Source organism: Limnohabitans radicicola (genome assembly GCF_014837235.1).
GTDB classification, from domain to species: domain Bacteria; phylum Pseudomonadota; class Gammaproteobacteria; order Burkholderiales; family Burkholderiaceae_C; genus Limnohabitans_A; species Limnohabitans_A radicicola.
The window spans coordinates 130,982-146,130 of record NZ_JACYFT010000004.1 but is presented as its reverse complement, the minus strand read 5'-3'; the positions used below and the strand labels follow the sequence as shown (position 1 = coordinate 146,130).

The window sequence follows — 15,149 nt, the reverse complement described above, 5'->3', positions numbered from 1 at the left end:
ACCTTTCAGAAAATCATGAGGTTGGACACAGGCAGGATTGACAGAAAAAGCCGCTTGGCATCAGGGCTGACCCAGAGGAGGAGCAGCGCCCGCCACCTGATGCCAGCGGCAGGGTTTTTACATCAAGAGCGTGTTGCGGATCAGGCCCACGGCCAGACCTTCGATGTCGAAAGGCTCTTCGGGGTTGACCACAATGGTTTGGTAATCGGGGTTCTCGGGCAGCAGCTCGATCAGGTTGGCCGTCTTGCGCAGGCGCTTGACGGTGACTTCTTCACCCAGACGGGCCACCACGATCTGACCGTTGCGAACTTCCTTGGTGGCTTTGACGGCCAGCAGGTCGCCGTCCATGATGCCGGCGTCGCGCATCGACATGCCCCGCACGCGCAGCAAATAATCGGGCTGTTCGCTGAACAGACTGCTTTCGACGTGGTAGGTCCGGTCCACGTGTTCCTGGGCGAGAATGGGCGAACCGGCAGCCACGCGGCCGACCAGGGGCAAGCTCAACTGGGCCAGCCCTGGCAAGGCCAGGCTGAACAGGTCGGACGAGTTGCGCAGCGTGCTGCGCGAGCTGCCCTTGAGGCGGATGCCGCGAGAGGTGCCGCTGACCAGTTCGATCACGCCTTTGCGGGCCAGTGCCTTGAGGTGCTCTTCAGCGGCGTTGGCCGACTTGAAGCCCAGCGTGTTGGAGATTTCTGCACGCGTGGGGGGGGCACCGGTGGTGGCAATGGTGTTCTGGATCAGTTCCAGGATCTCTTGCTGGCGAGGTGTCAGTTTGGGGCTGTCGGACATGGTGGGTTCCTCTCGGGGACTGGATAAACATGTTTTTTTATCCAGTAACTGTATTTTTAACCAGCTTTTGGGATTGTGCAAGTGGTTCAGTCAAAAAAAATCAAACAATGGGTCGTTTTGGGCACAGGCGGCACCATCGCGGGCACGGCAGCCAGCGTGTCTGACCACACGGCTTACACCGCCGCCCAGCTGGGCGTGGCGCAGCTCATGTCGGCCTTGCCGGGCGTTGATCAGGTACTGGGCGGTGACACGCTGCAGGTAGAACAAGTCGCCCAACTCGACAGCAAGGACATGGACCACGCCACTTGGCAGCGGCTGGCGCTGCGTTGCCAGCACTGGCTGGCGCAGCCTGAGGTGGGCGGCATCGTCATCACCCACGGGACCGACACGCTCGAAGAAACGGCGTGGTTCTTGCAACAGGTGCTGCACGCTGCCAAGCCGGTGGTGCTGACCTGCGCCATGCGCCCGGCCACGGCTCTGGCGCCCGACGGCCCGCAAAACCTGCTGGACGCGCTGACCGTCGCGCACCACCCCCAGGCACAAGGCGTACTGGCCGTGTGCGCCGGTCGCATCCACAGCGCCCGAGAAGTGCAAAAAGTCCACCCCTATCGGCTTGACGCCTTCAGCTCAGGCGAGGCAGGCCCACTGGGTTGGGTGGAGCAAGGGCAGGTGCGCTGGTCAGGCCCGTGCCATGCGCCCGAGCCGCACGCCCATGCCAGCAAGGTCCTGGCACGGCCTGCCGCCGACTGGCCTTGGGTCGAGGTGCTGCACAGCCACGCAGGGGCCGATGCGCGGCAGGTGCGCGCCTTGGTGGCTGCGGGTGTGAAGGGTCTGGTGGTGGCAGGCACGGGCAACGGCACCGTTCACCAAAGCCTGCTGAACGCACTGGCTGAGGCCCAAGCGCAGGGTGTGGCCGTGCGCCTGACCACCCGCTGCGCCGAAGGTCAGATCGTTGGGCAGCCTGCAGCTCTGGCTTTGACCCCGTTGGGGCTCAATGCGTACAAGGCCGGGGTGAGCTTGTTGTTGGATCTGATGGCGTGAGGCCAGAAACAACAAAGCCCCGCACAGCGGGGCTTTGTCTTTGGCGTGCGCTGAAAAAGATCAGCTGGCCAGCGCCTCGAAGGCACGTGCAGTGATGTCTTCCACGCTGCCGGTGCCTTGAATCGCACGGTACTTGGGGGCGGCGGCGGCATCGGCCTTGGCCCAGCCGGAGTAGTAGTCCACCAGAGGACGGGTCTGGTCGCTGTAGACCTGCAGGCGCTTTTTGACGGTCTCTTCCTGGTCGTCGGCGCGTTGCACCAGCGGCTCGCCGGTCACGTCGTCCACGCCTTCGACTTTGGGTGGGTTGAATTTGACGTGGTAGGTGCGGCCTGACGCGGGGTGCGAGCGACGGCCGCTCATGCGTTCGATGATGGCGTCAAAAGGCACATCGATTTCAAGCACGTAGTCGAGCTTGACGCCTGCGGCCTTCATGGCATCGGCCTGGGGGATGGTGCGGGGGAAGCCATCAAAGAGGAAGCCTTTGGCACAGTCGGGCTGGGCAATGCGCTCCTTGACCAGGTTGATGATCAGGTCGTCACTGACCAGGCCGCCCGATTCCATCACGGCCTTGGCTTGCAGACCCAGGGGGGTGCCGGCCTTGACGGCGGCGCGCAGCATGTCGCCGGTCGAAATCTGGGGGATGCCGTACTTTTGGCAGATGAAGGTGGCCTGGGTGCCTTTGCCAGCGCCCGGTGCGCCCAACAGAATGAGTCTCATGGTTTTTTCCTGATAGCTTTTGGATTATTGCGTCAGGCGAGCCCGACAGATGGATTCGAGAATATCACGCGAGTCCCTAAACTGGCTTACGGCCCGTCACGCGGACAACAGGCGGCGCACGCGGGCCAGGTCTTCAGGGGTGTCCACCCCCGGGCCGGGGGCTGCATCGCTCACATGCACCGCAATGCGGTGGCCGTGCCACAGGGCGCGCAGCTGCTCCAGCGATTCGAGTGTCTCGATGGGCGCAGGTGGTAGCAGCGGGAACTGCTGCAAAAAGCTCGCGCGGTAGCTGTAGATGCCGATGTGGCGCAGTGGCGCAGGCGAAGGCAGGGCCTTGAAGCCTTCAGCCGCCTGGCCGTCGCGCCACCACGGGATCGGGGCGCGGCTGAAGTACAGCGCCATCTGGCGCGCGTCCATCACCACCTTGACCACATTGGGGTTGTTGAATTCGCTCAATTCGTGGATGGCGTGCGCTGCGGTGCCCATGCTGGCTCCGGGGCGCTCGGCCAGCACGCGGGCCACGTCGTTGATCAATTCGGGCGGGATCAGCGGCTCGTCGCCTTGCACGTTGACCACCAGCGCGTCGCCGTTCAGGTTCAGCAGCTGGCAAGCTTCGGCCAGGCGGTCGCTGCCGCTCACATGGTCCTGCCGCGTGAGGATGGCTTGCACGCCGTGGGCCTCGCAGGCCGTCACGATGCGGTCATCGTCTGCGGCCACCACCACTTGGCGGGCCTGGGACTGCGCCGCGCGCTGCGCCACGCGCACCACCATGGGCAGACCGGCGATGTCGGCCAGCGGTTTGTCAGGCAGGCGGCTCGACGCCATGCGCGCCGGGATGATGACGGTGAAGTCCACGGCTGCCCCTTCAGATGGCGGGTCGCAGGGCCGCGAGCTTTTCGATTTCTTCGTCGCTCAGGGTGCGGGCTTCGTTTTCCAGCAGGATCGGGATGCCATTGCGCACGGGGTAGGCCAGACGGGCGCTGCGCGAGAGCAGCTCCTGGCGTTCGCGGTCAAAGTCCAGCGGCCCTTTGGTGACCGGGCAGACCAGCAATTCAAGCAGTTTGTTGTCCATGGGTCGATGATACCGGGCTGCCTGCGCGCTCGGCCAGCAAGGCGTCGAGCGCTGTCCAAAAGCCCGGCTCGATGTCCAGTTGCAGCGGCACAGCCAGGGCCTCAGGCTGGCGCAGCCAGAGCTTGGCCGCGTCCTTTTCGGTGCACAGCAGGGGGCGCTGCAAAGCAGCGGTAGGCCAATCGGCAAAGTTGGCGTGGTCGGGCAGGGCATGGGTTTGGGCCAGTTGCAGGCCCGTGGCGCGCAGCATGCCAAAAAAGGCTTCAGGCCGGGCCAGCCCAGCCACGGCGTCCACCGCGTGGCCTTGAAGACTGGCCAGGGCCACCCGATCGCCATTGGCGCGCACGGCCCAGTCGGCCAGTTGGCGTTGCGCATGAAAGCCGTCAGCCATGGCCGACGGACCCGTGTGCAGCAGCAAATCCACTTGGCGTGGCCAGGGCTCGCGCAAGGGGCCGGCAGGCAGCAGGCAGCCGTTGCCCACGCCGCGTTCGTCCATGACGCAGATCTCGATGTCACGTGCCAGCGCCAGGTGCTGCAGGCCGTCGTCGCAAACAACGATCTGCGTGCCTGGGTGGGCCTGCAGCAGCTGGCGGGCCGCTTCGGCGCGCGACGCCCCCACCCAGACGGGCACGCCCGTGGCCTGAGCGATCAGCAGGGGTTCATCGCCCACCAGGGTTGGTGTGCTGTGTGCCAGCACGGGTCGGGTGTCGGTGGTTTGGCGGCCGTGGCCGCGAGAGACCACGCCCACGGTCCAGCCGCGTTGCAAGAGGTGTTGCACCAGAACGATGGTGGTGGGCGTTTTGCCCGCACCGCCCGCCACCACATTGCCGACCACGATCACGGTGGCCTCGACCCGCTGAGAGGCCAGCCAGCCTTGGCGGTAAGCCAGCCGTCTGGCCCAAGCCAGGGCGCCGTAGATCCAGGACACCGGTCGCAGGCACTGCACAGCCAGCCCACGGCCCAGCCATTGCTCGGGCAGCCATTGGTGAACGGGTCGGGGCATGGGCAGTGTGTGTGGTGGGATGGAGCGGGTGCTGGGTATGATGCCCAGTGCACATCAGACAGGGTGGAATTATCCCCCACGGCCCGCGCGGCGCACGGGCGTTGTTTGGGGCCTGTCAAGGTGTGGATAACTTTGTGAAGAACTTTGATTTTTTTGATTTTTTCAATGCCTTGGTTTTCAAAATTGATCTTAAATCTTGGTTTTGATCGTGAAAAACTTATTTGAAATCAATGGCTTACAAGTTTTCCCGCAAGCCCGTTCTGGCTTTGGGAAACATGCAAACCGGTGGGGAACTTCTGTGGAGTACTTGGAATGAGAACATGCGCTCTGGCGAGCCAAATGGCCGTGAAACACCCATGGAATCACGCTTGATGGCCTCCGGTCCCGATTTGACGCCACGCGCCTGGACGGTCTCGGCGCTGTGCCGCGCCGTGGCTGACACGCTGGACGCCCGTTTCAATCCGGTCACGGTGCGGGGCGAGGTTTCGGGCTTTTCACGCGCCGCCAGCGGGCATTGTTATTTTTCGCTCAAGGACGAGTCGGGCCAGATCCGCTGCGCCATGTTCCGCCGCGCCGCCAGCCTGATGGACTTCTCGCCGCGTGATGGCGAGCTGGTCGAGGTCCGTGGCCGCCTGGGCGTGTACGAAGCCCGGGGTGACCTGCAACTGGTCGTCGAGTCGATGGAGCGGGCCGGGCAAGGCGCCTTGTTCGAGCAGTTCCTGCGCCTCAAGGCCAAGCTCGAAGGCGAGGGTCTGTTCGACCCTGCCCACAAACGGGAGCTGTCCAGCCAGCCGCGCGCCATTGGCGTGGTCACCTCGCTCGGCGCAGCTGCTTGGCACGATGTGGTGACGGCCTTGCAGCGGCGCGTGCCGCACATCCCGGTGCTGATGGCCCCCGCGCTGGTGCAAGGCGTGGGCGCCGCACCCACGCTGGTGCAAGCCCTGCAGCAGATGTACGCCCTCACAGCCGAAGACAACCCGCTCAGCCCCCCGGTGGACGTGATCTTGCTGGTGCGCGGCGGCGGCTCGATGGAAGACCTCTGGGCCTTCAACGACGAGCAACTGGCCCGCGTGATCGCATCCAGCCCGGTGCCCGTCGTCAGCGGCGTGGGGCACGAGACCGATTTCACCATCGCCGACTTTGTGGCCGATGTGCGTGCCCCGACCCCCACCGCCGCTGCTGAAATGGCCGCCACCGAGCGGGGTGTGGGTCTGCAGGCCTTGACGGTGCTGGAACACCGCCTGACCCGTGGCCTGCTGCGCCAACAAGACCGCCAAGCCCAGCAGTTGGACAGCCTGGCCTCGCGTTTAAGTGTGGGTTTGGCCCGCCAGCAAGAGCGTCGGACCCAGCGCTTGAACGCCGTGGCCACCCGCCTGAGCCGTCCGCAGGCTTTGTTGGGGCAGCACCAGCAGTGGCTGGATCGGCTGGCACACCGTCTGCAGGCGGGTGCCCACAACCAGTTGACGGGCAGCCGCCATCGGCTCGAGCGCCAGCAAGACCGTCTGGACTTCAGTCGCGAACAGCAAATCCGCCAGCGCAGCGAACGGCTGGAGCGCTTGGCGCTGCGCCTGTCGTCGGTAGACCCGCACCGCGTGCTGGATCGTGGCTACGCCTGGCTGAGCGACGACCAAGGTCAGGCCTTGACCCAGGCGGCGCAGTTTCAGCCCGGGCAAAGCGTTCAGGCGACCCTGTCGGACGGCGTGGTGCCGTTGGTGGTCAAAGACTGAGTTACCACAGCGTTCGGTCAGGGCAGGGACGGGGCGACGATTTCTGGTACCCCAGTATGAGGAGCCCCGGCCCCGCCCTGACCGAATGCCCCGATACAGCCTCAGTGACCCCGCAAACCGCAAGGGGCATTGCGCTCCCCTAAAATGCGTCATCTCAAACCCAGTTACCCACAAGAGGACACCATGGAACACACCTTGCCCGCACTGCCTTACGCGATCGACGCTTTGGCCCCTCACTACAGCCAGGAAACCCTGGAGTTCCACCACGGCAAGCACCACAACGCTTACGTCGTGAACCTGAACAACCTGCAAAAAGGCACCGAATTCGAGAGCATGAGCCTCGAAGAGATCATCAAGAAGTCCAGCGGCGGCATCTACAACAACGCCGCCCAGATCTGGAACCACACCTTCTTCTGGAACTGCATGAAGCCCCAAGGCGGTGGTGAGCCCACAGGGGCACTGGCCGCAGCCATCAACGCCAAGTGGGGCAGCTACGCTGCGTTCAAGGAAGCCTTCGTCAAGAGCGCCGTGGGCAACTTCGGTTCCGGCTGGACCTGGCTGGTCAAGAAAGCCGACGGCTCGGTCGACATCGTCAACACCGGTGCTGCAGGCACCCCCCTGACCACCGCCGACAAAGCATTGCTCACGGTCGACGTGTGGGAACACGCTTACTACATCGACTACCGTAACCTGCGTCCCAAGTTCGTGGAAACCTTCCTCGACAAACTGGTGAACTGGTCGTTTGCCGAAGCCAACTTCGCCTGATCGAAGCAGCCTTCCAGCCAAAAAGCCCGCTGATGCGGGCTTTTTGCTTTTTGGAAGATTCGCTTTTGGTCAAACCACCGAGCTGAGTACGGGGTGGGGCCGGGCGCCGATTTCTGGTACCCCAGTATGAGGCGCCCGGCCCCACCCCGTGCTCAGCGGAGCACGCAAACGCTCAGCGAATCATCATCCCGCCATCCGCCACGATGGTCTGCCCCGTCACATACCGACCAGCTGGGCTGGCGAGGAACACCGCCACACCGCCAATGTCATCGGGCTCGCCCATGCGGCGCAAAGGCGTCTCGTTGTTGTACTTGGCACTCAGCACCGGGTCCTCGTGCAGGGCCTTGGCAAAGTCGGTCTTGATCAGGCCCGGCGCGATGCAGTTCACGCGGATGTTGTCCGGTCCCCATTCCACCGCCAGGTTGCGCGCCAGCTGCATGTCGGCCGCCTTGGAAATGTTGTACGCCCCGATGATGGCCGAGCCGTGCAGCCCGCCGATCGACGACACGATCACGATGGCGCCGTCCTGCTTGGCCTTCATGTCGGGGTAGACCATGGTGCACAGCCAGGTGTTGGACAGCACGTTGTTGCGCATGACCTTGTCGAACACCTCGTCGCTCATCCCTGTGGTCGGGCCGTAATAAGGGTTGGTGGCTGCGTTGCACACCAGGATGTCGATGGGGCCCCAGCTTGTGCGCGTCTGTTCGACCAGGTTTTGCAGCTGCTCCTTGTTCGAAATGCTGGCGGCAATCGCCATCGCTTCGCCGCCTGCGGCCTGGATTTCCTTGACCACCACCTCGCAAGCGTCCAGCTTGCGGCTGGACACGACAACTTTTGCACCTTGCTTGGCCAGCTGGTGCGCGATGGATCGGCCAATGCCCCGGCTCGATCCGGTGACGATGGCGACTTTGCCCTTGAGGTTGAACAGCGACATGAAACGGTCTCCTGGTTGAATGACTGGCAGTCTGCCTGCGCCTGGTGCCGCTGTCTGTCCTGCGTGTGTCACCCGATTGGCTGGGGCACGGCTGCGCCACAATGCGGGGCATGGAACACATTGACGCAGTGGTGATCGGGGCTGGGGTGGTGGGTCTGGCTGTGGGGCGTGCGCTGGCGCTGTCGGGCCGCGAGGTGATGGTGCTGGAATCGGAAAATGCCATCGGCACGGGCACCAGCTCGCGCAACAGCGAGGTCATCCACGCGGGCATTTATTACCCGGCGGGTTCGCTCAAGGCGCGGCTGTGCGTGCAGGGCAAGCAAATGCTCTACGCCTATTGCGCCGAGCGTGGCGTGGCGCACCAGCGTTTGGGCAAGCTGATCGTAGCGACGAGCCCCGAGCAAGTGCTGGCATTGGACGGCATTGTCGCCAAGGCCGCAGCCAACGGTGTGCATGACCTGCAAAAACTCAGCGCCGCCGAGGCCCGGGCGTTGGAGCCCGCACTGGCCTGCGAAGCGGCGCTGCTCTCGCCCAGCACAGGCGTGGTGGACAGCCATGGCCTCATGCTCGCTCTGCAAGGCGACATGGAAAACGCGGGCGGCCTGCTGGCGCTGGTTTCGCCCGTGCAGCACATCGGCGTGCGTCAAGGAACTGCCAGCCACCCGATCCGCGTGACCACGCAAGACGGTACCGAGCTGGCTTGCCGCGTGCTGGTCAATGCCGCAGGGCTGAACGCCGTGGCATTGGCGCGGGGCATGGATGGGCTGGACCACAGCCTGTTGCCTCAAGCTTATTGCGCCAAAGGCAACTACTTCACGCTGGCGGGCAAGGCCCCGTTTTCGCGCTTGATTTACCCCGTGCCCGAAGCGGCCGGGCTGGGCGTGCACCTCACGCTGGACCTGGGGGGGCAGGCCAAGTTCGGGCCTGACGTGCAGTGGGTGGATGACCCCACCGACCTGCAGGTGGACCCGCGCCGGGGGGATGCGTTTTATGCCGAAGTCCGCAAGTACTGGCCTGCATTGGCAGACGGTGCCTTGCAGCCAGGCTATGCGGGCATGCGCCCCAAGATCAGTGCCCCGCACGAAGCCGCGGCTGACTTCATGATCCAGGGGCCTGCCGAGCACGGGGTGCCCGGTCTGGTGAACCTGCTGGGCATCGAGTCCCCGGGGCTGACCAGTTCACTGGCCATCGCGGCCGAGGTTTGCGCACGTTTGAACTGATCGCTTGCGGGACAGCGCGGCATGTGCAGCTGCGCGATCATGTCGTCATGCATCCGTTTGACGAAGCCATTGATTTGCGTGCCTCTGCACTGCAGGACGCGCCCCACGAATTCACAGGCCAGACCCACCCGGCCTACGCCAACATGGTCGGGCCCTTTGGCGGCACCACCTCAGCGCAGTTGTTGCAGGCGGCCATGCTGCACCCCGAGCGCCTGGGTGAGCCGGTGGCGCTCACGGTCAATTTTGCGGCCCCGGTGGCCGATGGCGACATCCGGTTTGTAGCCCGGCCCATGCGCACCAACCGCTCCACTCAGCACTGGATCATCGAAGCCCACCAGACAGAAGGCGTGGTGGCCACCGCCACCGCCGTGTTTGCCGTGCGGCGCGAGACCTGGTCGGATGTCGAGGCCGTGATGCCCGCCCATGTGCCCGCGCCTGACGCCTTGCACCGCATGCCTGTCAAGGGCATGCCCGCCTGGCCGCAGCGCTACGACATGCGCTTTGTCGAAGGAGCTTTCCCGACGGCCTTTGACGAACAAGAACAAACCCACTCGCGCTCCACCCTGTGGGTGCGCGACGAGCCTGCGCGGGCGATGGACTTCGCCTCGCTGGCGGCCATGAGCGACAGTTTTTTCCCGCGCATTTTTGTTCGCCGTCGCCGCCGAGCACTCATCGGCACGGTGTCATTGACGACCTATTTCCACGCCGACAGCGCCTTGCTGGCGCAGGTGGGCGAGCGCCACGTGCTGGGCGTGGCCAAAGCGCTCAACTACCGCCACGGCTACTTTGACCAGACGGGCGAACTCTGGAGCCCCGAAGGTCAGTTGCTCGCGAGCACGCACCAGCTGGTGTATTTCAAGGACTGAACGCTCAGCGCTTCATCTGCTGCAGCGCACTCGCCACCTCGGTGACCAGTGCCGGGCCTTTGTAGATCAGTCCGGTGTAGATCTGCACCACATCGGCCCCGGCTTCGATCTTGGCGATCGCGTCGTGCCCGCTCAGGATGCCGCCCACGCCGATGATGGGGAAGTCTTTGCCCAGTGCTGCACGCAGCAAACGGATCACGCGGTTGCTGCCTTCGAGCACGGGGGAGCCGGACAGGCCGCCCATTTCTTCGGCATGCGGCAGGCCGCTCACCGCGTCCCGCGCCAGCGTGGTGTTGGTGGCGATCACGCCGTCCATGCCATGTTTTTGCAGCGTGGCGGCGATCACACCCACCTGGGTTTCGTCCAGATCGGGCGCGATTTTGAGGAACATGGGCACGCGGCGGCCGTGTTCGGCAGCCAGTTCTTCGCGCCGTGCCACCAGGGCCCCCAGCAGGCCGTCGAGCGCCTCGTCGCTTTGCAGGGCGCGCAGGTTCTTGGTGTTGGGGCTGGAGATGTTCACCGTCACGTAGTCGGCATGCGGGTACACGCCTGCCAGTGCGATCAAATAATCGTCGGTGGCGTTTTCAATCGGGGTGGCGGCGTTTTTGCCGATGTTCAGGCCCAAGAGGCGACCTTGCTGGCGGAACCTGGAGCGCTTGACGTTGGCGATGAAGGCGTCCAGCCCGTCGTTGTTGAAGCCCAGGCGGTTGATGAGTGCATTGGCCTCGGGCAGGCGGAACATGCGGGGCTTGGGGTTCCCGGGCTGCGCCTTGGGGGTGACAGTGCCGACTTCGACAAAACCGAAACCCATGGCGCCCAGGCCGTCGATGCAGCGGGCGTTTTTGTCGAGACCTGCGGCCAGGCCGACACGGTTCGGAAATTGCAAACCCGCCAGTGTGATGGGTTGGGCCACAAAGGGCTGGCGGTAGACACGGTCCAGGGGCGTATTTTGGGTGCGGGCCAGGCCCTCGATGGTCAATTCATGGGCCTCTTCGGGGTCCATCTTGAACAAAAACGAGCGGGCCAGGGCGTAAGGGATCAGGGACATTGGATAATTCCGGGTTGATCCCCAGATTGTCTCAGACCCGGAATTCCCCATGACCCAAGACGAACTCAAAGCCCTGGTGGGCCAGGCCGCCCTGCAATACGTTGTCCCCGGCGAAATCGTCGGCGTGGGCACGGGCTCCACAGTCAACAAATTCATCGACGCGCTGGCCTCGATGAAAGACCAGATCCAGGGCGCGGTGTCCAGCTCCGAAGCCTCCACCGTGCGCCTCAAGGCCCTGGGCATCCCGGTGTTCGACAGCAACGAGGTCGAAAGTTTGTCGGTCTACATCGACGGCGCTGACGAGATCGACCACCAGGGTCACATGGTCAAGGGCGGCGGTGCGGCATTGACCCGCGAAAAAATTGTGGCCGCGCAAAGCAAGCAGTTTGTCTGCATTGCCGACGAGAGCAAGCTGGTGGACGCCCTGGGCGCCTTTCCTTTGCCGGTCGAAGTGATCCCCATGGCCACGGCCCGGGTCATGCGTCAGTTCGCGGCCATGGGCGGCAGCGCCGCCGTACGCCTCAAAGACGGCCAGCCGCTGGTCACCGACAACGGTCAGCACATTGTGGACGTGAAGGGCCTGAAGATCACCGACCCGGTGGCCTTTGAAAACACCGTCAGCCAGTGGCCGGGTGTGGTCACGGTGGGCGTGTTTGCGCTGCAAAAAGCGCAGGTCTGTTTGTTGGGCACGGCGCAAGGCGTCAAGACCCTGAAGTTCTGATTTTTCTTCTACTGTTTTTTCATGCGAACGAACTTGTTTCGTCGTGCGGTGCTGGGCCTGGCCTGCGCTGCAGCGATGTTTCCTGCTTTTTCCCAGACATCCACACCCATTCGGCTCGCGTTGATCGAGAGCCTGTCCGGTCCCTTTGCCAACACAGGAGAGGCCGTGGTGCGCAACATCGCCTGGGCGGTGGAGCGGGTCAATGCCCGTGGGGGCGCCCGGACCGCCCAGGGCATGCGCCTGCTGGAGCTGCAGCGCTACGACAGCAAGGGCCAGAACGAAGAGGCCCTGTCGGCCCTGCGCTCGGCGGTGGACGATGGCGCGCAGGTCGTGCTGCAGGGCAATTCCTCGTCGAACGCGCTGGCGCTGGTCGACGCGATCAACAAGCACAACGAACGCGAACCGGGCAAACGGGTGCTGTTCCTCAATTACTCGGCCGTCGACCCTGTGCTGACCAACGAGAAATGCAGCTTCTGGCATTTCCGTTTTGACGCCCACGCCGACATGCGCATGACCGCCCTGATGCAGGTGCTCAAGGACGATAAAACGGTCAAATCCGCCTACCTGATCGGGCAGGATTACAGCTTTGGCCAGGCCGTGCTGCGCGAAGCGCGCCGACAGCTCGAAAGCCTGCGGCCCGACGTCAAAATCGTGGGCGACGAGCTGCACCCCATGGGCCGGGTGAAAGACTTTTTGCCTTATGCCTCCAAGATCAAGGCCTCGGGCGCGCAAGCCGTCATCACCGGCAACTGGGGCAACGACCTGACGCTCCTGGTCAAGGCTGCGCGCGAAGCCGGGTACGAGGGCAAGTTCTACACCTTTTATGGCAATGCACTGGGCGCGCCTGCAGCCTTGGGTGAGGCGGGCGTGGGCCGTGTGATCGCGGTGGCCGACTGGCTGCCCAATGTGCCGGGGCAAGCCAGCGAAGCTTTTTACCAGTCCTTCCGTCAGCGCTTTCCCAAGACCGCCGAGGACTATGTGCACCTGCGCATGCAGCTCCTGGTCGAGGCCTATGTCCAGGCGGTGGAGAAAGCCGGGACTGCCGAACCCCTGGCCGTGGCCCAGCAGCTGGAGAAAGCCCGCGTCAGCATGGCCGGGCGGACCGGCTTCATGCGCGCAGAGGACCACCAGTTCCAGCAGCCTCTGGCGGTGGGCGTCATGGAGCGTCAGGGAGCCCCAGGTGTCAAGTTCGACGTCGAGGGCTCGGGCTACGGCTTTCGCGTGATCCGCCAGGTCAGCGCCGAGCAGGCCCGCTTGCCCAGCAGTTGCAGCATGGCGCGTCCGGGTTGAAGCCGGTCATGGCTTGGATGTGGGGCGTTCGGCTTTGATGCGAACCCGGTAGTCCCAAGGCGGCTCGGGCGGGGTGTTGCCCTGCCAAAGGCCGCGTTGGTTCTGGCGGGCCAGTTGTTCGGTTTCGCTGTAGATTTGACGGTCTTCGGGGGACTGCTCGTGTTGGTATTGTCTGTAATGCCAAGCCCAACCAGGCTGGAGTTGGGCGGCCCCACTGAGGGCATGGCACGCCGTCAGCAGCCAAGCAAGCCAGCACCGCGCGCCTGCTGCACTGGACGGGTGAGGGGCGCAAGCCCGCATGGCGCGTCAGCTGGCTTCGCCGACAGCTTCCTTGACGCACTTTTGGATGTTGCTGTTCTTGGCTGCGCCTGCGAGTTTGCGTTCTGCGGCGGCCGCTTCGCATTTGGCCGTGGCGTCTTTTTCGCACTTTTTCAAAAACGCGTTTTTGGCGGCCCCGGCCAGTTTCTTGTTGGCAGCGGCGGCGTTGCAGGAACTCTCCTGCGCCCAGCTCAGACTGCTCAAACCGGCCAGCAAAACAAATGATAAAAATGATTTCATAGTGAATCTGTGGATTTATTCACCAAAATCATAATTCCATTTCGACGGTTTGTCCCGCATTTGCCATGCTGCGGTTCTGCGGGCTGATAACCTGAAACCATGACACCTCCAGCCGCCCCAGCGCACCTCATTGATTCCCGCTACGCGGCCTGGCGTTTGCTGGTCACCCTGGGCCTGATGACGCTGGGAGGCAGCTGCATGTATGTGGTGGCGGTGGTGCTGCCTGCGGTGCAGGCCGAGTTCGGTGTTTCGCGCGCCGATGCGTCCATGCCCTACACCGCCATGATGCTGGGCTTTGGCCTGGGCGGCATTTTCATGGGGCGCCTGGCCGATCGGGCAGGGGTGCACCGCACGGCGCTCATGGGCGGCGTGTTCATCGGGCTGGGGTTCATTCTGGCCGGGCTGTCCACCAACATCTGGTGGTTTGCCGCAGCCCATGCGCTGCTGCTCGGTCTTTTGGGCAGTTCATCGACTTTTGGTCCTTTGGTGGCCGACACTTCGCTGTGGTGGGACAAGCGCCGGGGCATCGCGGTGGCGGTGTGTGCCAGCGGCAACTACGTGGCGGGCACGATCTGGCCCGCTTTGGCCCAGCGCGGTGTCGAGACGCACGGCTGGCGCAGCACCTACATTGCGCTGGGGGTGGTGTGTGGCGTGGGCATGGTGTTGCTGAGTTTTCTGATGCGCCAGCGGCCACCGCGGGTCGCCATGCCCGCCGCAGGCAGTGCGCAGGCCCTGCAGTCGCAGCGGCCTTTTGGGCTGTCGTTGGGCAAGGCTCAGACGCTTTTGTGCGTGGCCGGGCTGGCTTGTTGCGTGGCCATGGCCATGCCGCAGGTGCACATCGTGGCCTATTGCACCGACCTGGGGTTTGGCGCAGCACGTGGTGCGGAAATGCTCTCGCTCATGCTCGCCTGCGGCATCGTCAGTCGCCTGATTTCCGGAGCGATTTGCGACCGCATTGGTGGCCTGCGCACCTTGCTGATGGGCTCGATCCTGCAAGGGGTGGCCTTGCTGCTGTTCCTGCCGTTTGACGGGCTGGTGTCGCTCTATGTGATTTCGGCCCTGTTCGGTTTGTTCCAGGGCGGGCTGGTGCCGTCTTACGCCATCATCGTGCGCGAGCATTTCCCGGTGGCCGAGGTGGGTGCCCGTGTGGGGGCCATCATCATGGCCACGCTGGTGGGCATGGCGCTGGGCGGCTGGATGTCGGGCAAGGTGTTTGACCTCACCGGCTCCTACCATGCGGCCTTCATCAATGGCGTGCTGTGGAATGCGCTCAACCTCGGCATTGCGGTGTGGCTGTTGTGGCGCGCCAGACGCCTGTCACACAGGGCATGAAAAAGGCCTCTCGCTTGCGCGAGAGGCCTTTGAGCACATGGTCATCGACTGTGACCATTCATGAACTGC

The 15,149-nt window shown here is 64.0% G+C and carries 17 protein-coding genes; 8 read left to right on the top strand and 9 right to left on the bottom strand.

Annotation, left to right across the window (positions count from 1 at the left end; translation table 11 throughout):
• Nucleotides 1-117: 117 nt before the first annotated feature.
• Nucleotides 118-789: a transcriptional repressor LexA gene (gene lexA, locus IC609_RS15165; RefSeq protein ID WP_191820369.1), complete on the bottom strand. Its 672-nt coding sequence runs from the start codon at nucleotides 787-789 to the stop codon at nucleotides 118-120.
• Nucleotides 790-864: 75 nt separating this feature from the next.
• Here lexA and IC609_RS15160 point away from each other — a divergent pair, with 75 nt between their 5' ends.
• Nucleotides 865-1,830 carry an asparaginase gene (locus tag IC609_RS15160; protein WP_191820368.1) on the top strand — a complete coding sequence of 322 codons (966 nt, stop codon included), beginning with the start codon at nucleotides 865-867 and terminating at the stop codon, nucleotides 1,828-1,830.
• Nucleotides 1,831-1,890: 60 nt separating this feature from the next.
• Here IC609_RS15160 and adk read toward each other — a convergent pair whose 3' ends face one another.
• The 4 genes from adk to lpxK form a co-directional block, all read right to left on the bottom strand.
• Nucleotides 1,891-2,547 carry an adenylate kinase gene (gene adk / locus IC609_RS15155; protein ID WP_191820367.1) on the bottom strand — a complete coding sequence of 219 codons (657 nt, stop codon included), beginning with the start codon at nucleotides 2,545-2,547 and terminating at the stop codon, nucleotides 1,891-1,893.
• Nucleotides 2,548-2,643: 96 nt separating this feature from the next.
• Nucleotides 2,644-3,402, bottom strand: coding sequence for a 3-deoxy-manno-octulosonate cytidylyltransferase (kdsB, locus tag IC609_RS15150; RefSeq protein ID WP_191820366.1), 759 nt, complete (start codon nucleotides 3,400-3,402; stop codon nucleotides 2,644-2,646).
• 10 nt (nucleotides 3,403-3,412) lie between these two features.
• Nucleotides 3,413-3,619 carry a Trm112 family protein gene (locus IC609_RS15145; protein WP_191820365.1) on the bottom strand — a complete coding sequence of 69 codons (207 nt, stop codon included), beginning with the start codon at nucleotides 3,617-3,619 and terminating at the stop codon, nucleotides 3,413-3,415.
• A complete protein-coding gene (lpxK, locus tag IC609_RS15140) occupies nucleotides 3,600-4,619 on the bottom strand; it encodes a tetraacyldisaccharide 4'-kinase (protein WP_191820364.1) in 1,020 nt (339 codons plus the stop codon). Before lpxK ends, IC609_RS15145 begins: the two co-directional genes overlap by 20 nt.
• A 356-nt stretch (nucleotides 4,620-4,975) precedes the next feature.
• Between lpxK and xseA the strand changes: the two genes are divergently transcribed.
• Complete coding sequence (gene xseA / locus IC609_RS16155; protein ID WP_225224234.1) at nucleotides 4,976-6,346, top strand: exodeoxyribonuclease VII large subunit; 1,371 nt, start codon at nucleotides 4,976-4,978, stop codon at nucleotides 6,344-6,346.
• 183 nt (nucleotides 6,347-6,529) lie between these two features.
• A complete protein-coding gene (locus IC609_RS16150) occupies nucleotides 6,530-7,111 on the top strand; it encodes a superoxide dismutase (protein WP_225224233.1) in 582 nt (193 codons plus the stop codon).
• Between the two features lie 172 nt (nucleotides 7,112-7,283).
• On the opposite strand, the gene IC609_RS15130 is transcribed toward IC609_RS16150, so the two are convergent.
• Nucleotides 7,284-8,045 carry an SDR family NAD(P)-dependent oxidoreductase gene (locus IC609_RS15130; RefSeq protein WP_191820363.1) on the bottom strand — a complete coding sequence of 254 codons (762 nt, stop codon included), beginning with the start codon at nucleotides 8,043-8,045 and terminating at the stop codon, nucleotides 7,284-7,286.
• 110 nt (nucleotides 8,046-8,155) lie between these two features.
• On the opposite strand from IC609_RS15130, the gene IC609_RS15125 reads away from it, so the two are divergent.
• Both IC609_RS15125 and IC609_RS15120 read left to right on the top strand, forming a co-directional pair.
• Nucleotides 8,156-9,265 carry an NAD(P)/FAD-dependent oxidoreductase gene (locus IC609_RS15125; RefSeq protein ID WP_191820362.1) on the top strand — a complete coding sequence of 370 codons (1,110 nt, stop codon included), beginning with the start codon at nucleotides 8,156-8,158 and terminating at the stop codon, nucleotides 9,263-9,265.
• 47 nt (nucleotides 9,266-9,312) lie between these two features.
• Nucleotides 9,313-10,131 (top strand): acyl-CoA thioesterase, encoded by an 819-nt coding sequence (locus IC609_RS15120; protein WP_191820361.1) that lies wholly within the window; start codon nucleotides 9,313-9,315, stop codon nucleotides 10,129-10,131.
• A 4-nt stretch (nucleotides 10,132-10,135) separates the two neighbouring features.
• Here IC609_RS15120 and IC609_RS15115 read toward each other — a convergent pair whose 3' ends face one another.
• The gene (locus tag IC609_RS15115) at nucleotides 10,136-11,179 is read right to left on the bottom strand and encodes a quinone-dependent dihydroorotate dehydrogenase (RefSeq protein WP_191820360.1); all 1,044 of its coding nucleotides are present in this window, start codon (nucleotides 11,177-11,179) and stop codon (nucleotides 10,136-10,138) included.
• Nucleotides 11,180-11,228: 49 nt separating this feature from the next.
• Here IC609_RS15115 and rpiA point away from each other — a divergent pair, with 49 nt between their 5' ends.
• Together rpiA and IC609_RS15105 are read left to right on the top strand one after the other, a co-directional pair.
• Complete coding sequence (gene rpiA / locus IC609_RS15110; RefSeq protein ID WP_191820359.1) at nucleotides 11,229-11,900, top strand: ribose-5-phosphate isomerase RpiA; 672 nt, start codon at nucleotides 11,229-11,231, stop codon at nucleotides 11,898-11,900.
• Between the two features lie 21 nt (nucleotides 11,901-11,921).
• Nucleotides 11,922-13,190, top strand: coding sequence for a branched-chain amino acid ABC transporter substrate-binding protein (locus IC609_RS15105; protein ID WP_191820358.1), 1,269 nt, complete (start codon nucleotides 11,922-11,924; stop codon nucleotides 13,188-13,190).
• Nucleotides 13,191-13,196: 6 nt separating this feature from the next.
• On the opposite strand, the gene IC609_RS15100 is transcribed toward IC609_RS15105, so the two are convergent.
• Complete coding sequence (locus IC609_RS15100; protein ID WP_191820357.1) at nucleotides 13,197-13,490, bottom strand: thermonuclease family protein; 294 nt, start codon at nucleotides 13,488-13,490, stop codon at nucleotides 13,197-13,199.
• A 6-nt stretch (nucleotides 13,491-13,496) separates the two neighbouring features.
• Nucleotides 13,497-13,748, bottom strand: a complete 252-nt coding sequence (locus tag IC609_RS15095; protein WP_191820356.1) for a hypothetical protein — start codon at nucleotides 13,746-13,748, stop codon at nucleotides 13,497-13,499.
• A gap of 99 nt (nucleotides 13,749-13,847) precedes the next feature.
• Here IC609_RS15095 and IC609_RS15090 point away from each other — a divergent pair, with 99 nt between their 5' ends.
• The gene (locus tag IC609_RS15090) at nucleotides 13,848-15,080 is read left to right on the top strand and encodes an MFS transporter (protein WP_191820355.1); all 1,233 of its coding nucleotides are present in this window, start codon (nucleotides 13,848-13,850) and stop codon (nucleotides 15,078-15,080) included.
• Nucleotides 15,081-15,149 lie beyond the last annotated feature (69 nt).

Bases quoted from the DNA above. Each gene is read 5' to 3' on its own strand.
- IC609_RS15105 (WP_191820358.1), top strand. From the start codon at position 11,922: ATGCGAACGAACTTGTTTCGTCGTGCGGTGCTGGGCCTGGCCTGCGCT.
- lexA (WP_191820369.1), bottom strand. From the start codon at position 789: ATGTCCGACAGCCCCAAACTGACACCTCGCCAGCAAGAGATCCTGGAA.
- IC609_RS15095 (WP_191820356.1), bottom strand. From the start codon at position 13,748: ATGAAATCATTTTTATCATTTGTTTTGCTGGCCGGTTTGAGCAGTCTG.
- adk (WP_191820367.1), bottom strand. From the start codon at position 2,547: ATGAGACTCATTCTGTTGGGCGCACCGGGCGCTGGCAAAGGCACCCAG.
- IC609_RS15115 (WP_191820360.1), bottom strand. From the start codon at position 11,179: ATGTCCCTGATCCCTTACGCCCTGGCCCGCTCGTTTTTGTTCAAGATG.
- xseA (WP_225224234.1), top strand. From the start codon at position 4,976: ATGGAATCACGCTTGATGGCCTCCGGTCCCGATTTGACGCCACGCGCC.
- IC609_RS15100 (WP_191820357.1), bottom strand. From the start codon at position 13,490: ATGCGGGCTTGCGCCCCTCACCCGTCCAGTGCAGCAGGCGCGCGGTGC.
- IC609_RS15090 (WP_191820355.1), top strand. From the start codon at position 13,848: ATGACACCTCCAGCCGCCCCAGCGCACCTCATTGATTCCCGCTACGCG.
- IC609_RS15125 (WP_191820362.1), top strand. From the start codon at position 8,156: ATGGAACACATTGACGCAGTGGTGATCGGGGCTGGGGTGGTGGGTCTG.
- lpxK (WP_191820364.1), bottom strand. From the start codon at position 4,619: ATGCCCCGACCCGTTCACCAATGGCTGCCCGAGCAATGGCTGGGCCGT.
- IC609_RS15120 (WP_191820361.1), top strand. From the start codon at position 9,313: ATGCATCCGTTTGACGAAGCCATTGATTTGCGTGCCTCTGCACTGCAG.
- IC609_RS16150 (WP_225224233.1), top strand. From the start codon at position 6,530: ATGGAACACACCTTGCCCGCACTGCCTTACGCGATCGACGCTTTGGCC.
- IC609_RS15130 (WP_191820363.1), bottom strand. From the start codon at position 8,045: ATGTCGCTGTTCAACCTCAAGGGCAAAGTCGCCATCGTCACCGGATCG.
- rpiA (WP_191820359.1), top strand. From the start codon at position 11,229: ATGACCCAAGACGAACTCAAAGCCCTGGTGGGCCAGGCCGCCCTGCAA.
- IC609_RS15145 (WP_191820365.1), bottom strand. From the start codon at position 3,619: ATGGACAACAAACTGCTTGAATTGCTGGTCTGCCCGGTCACCAAAGGG.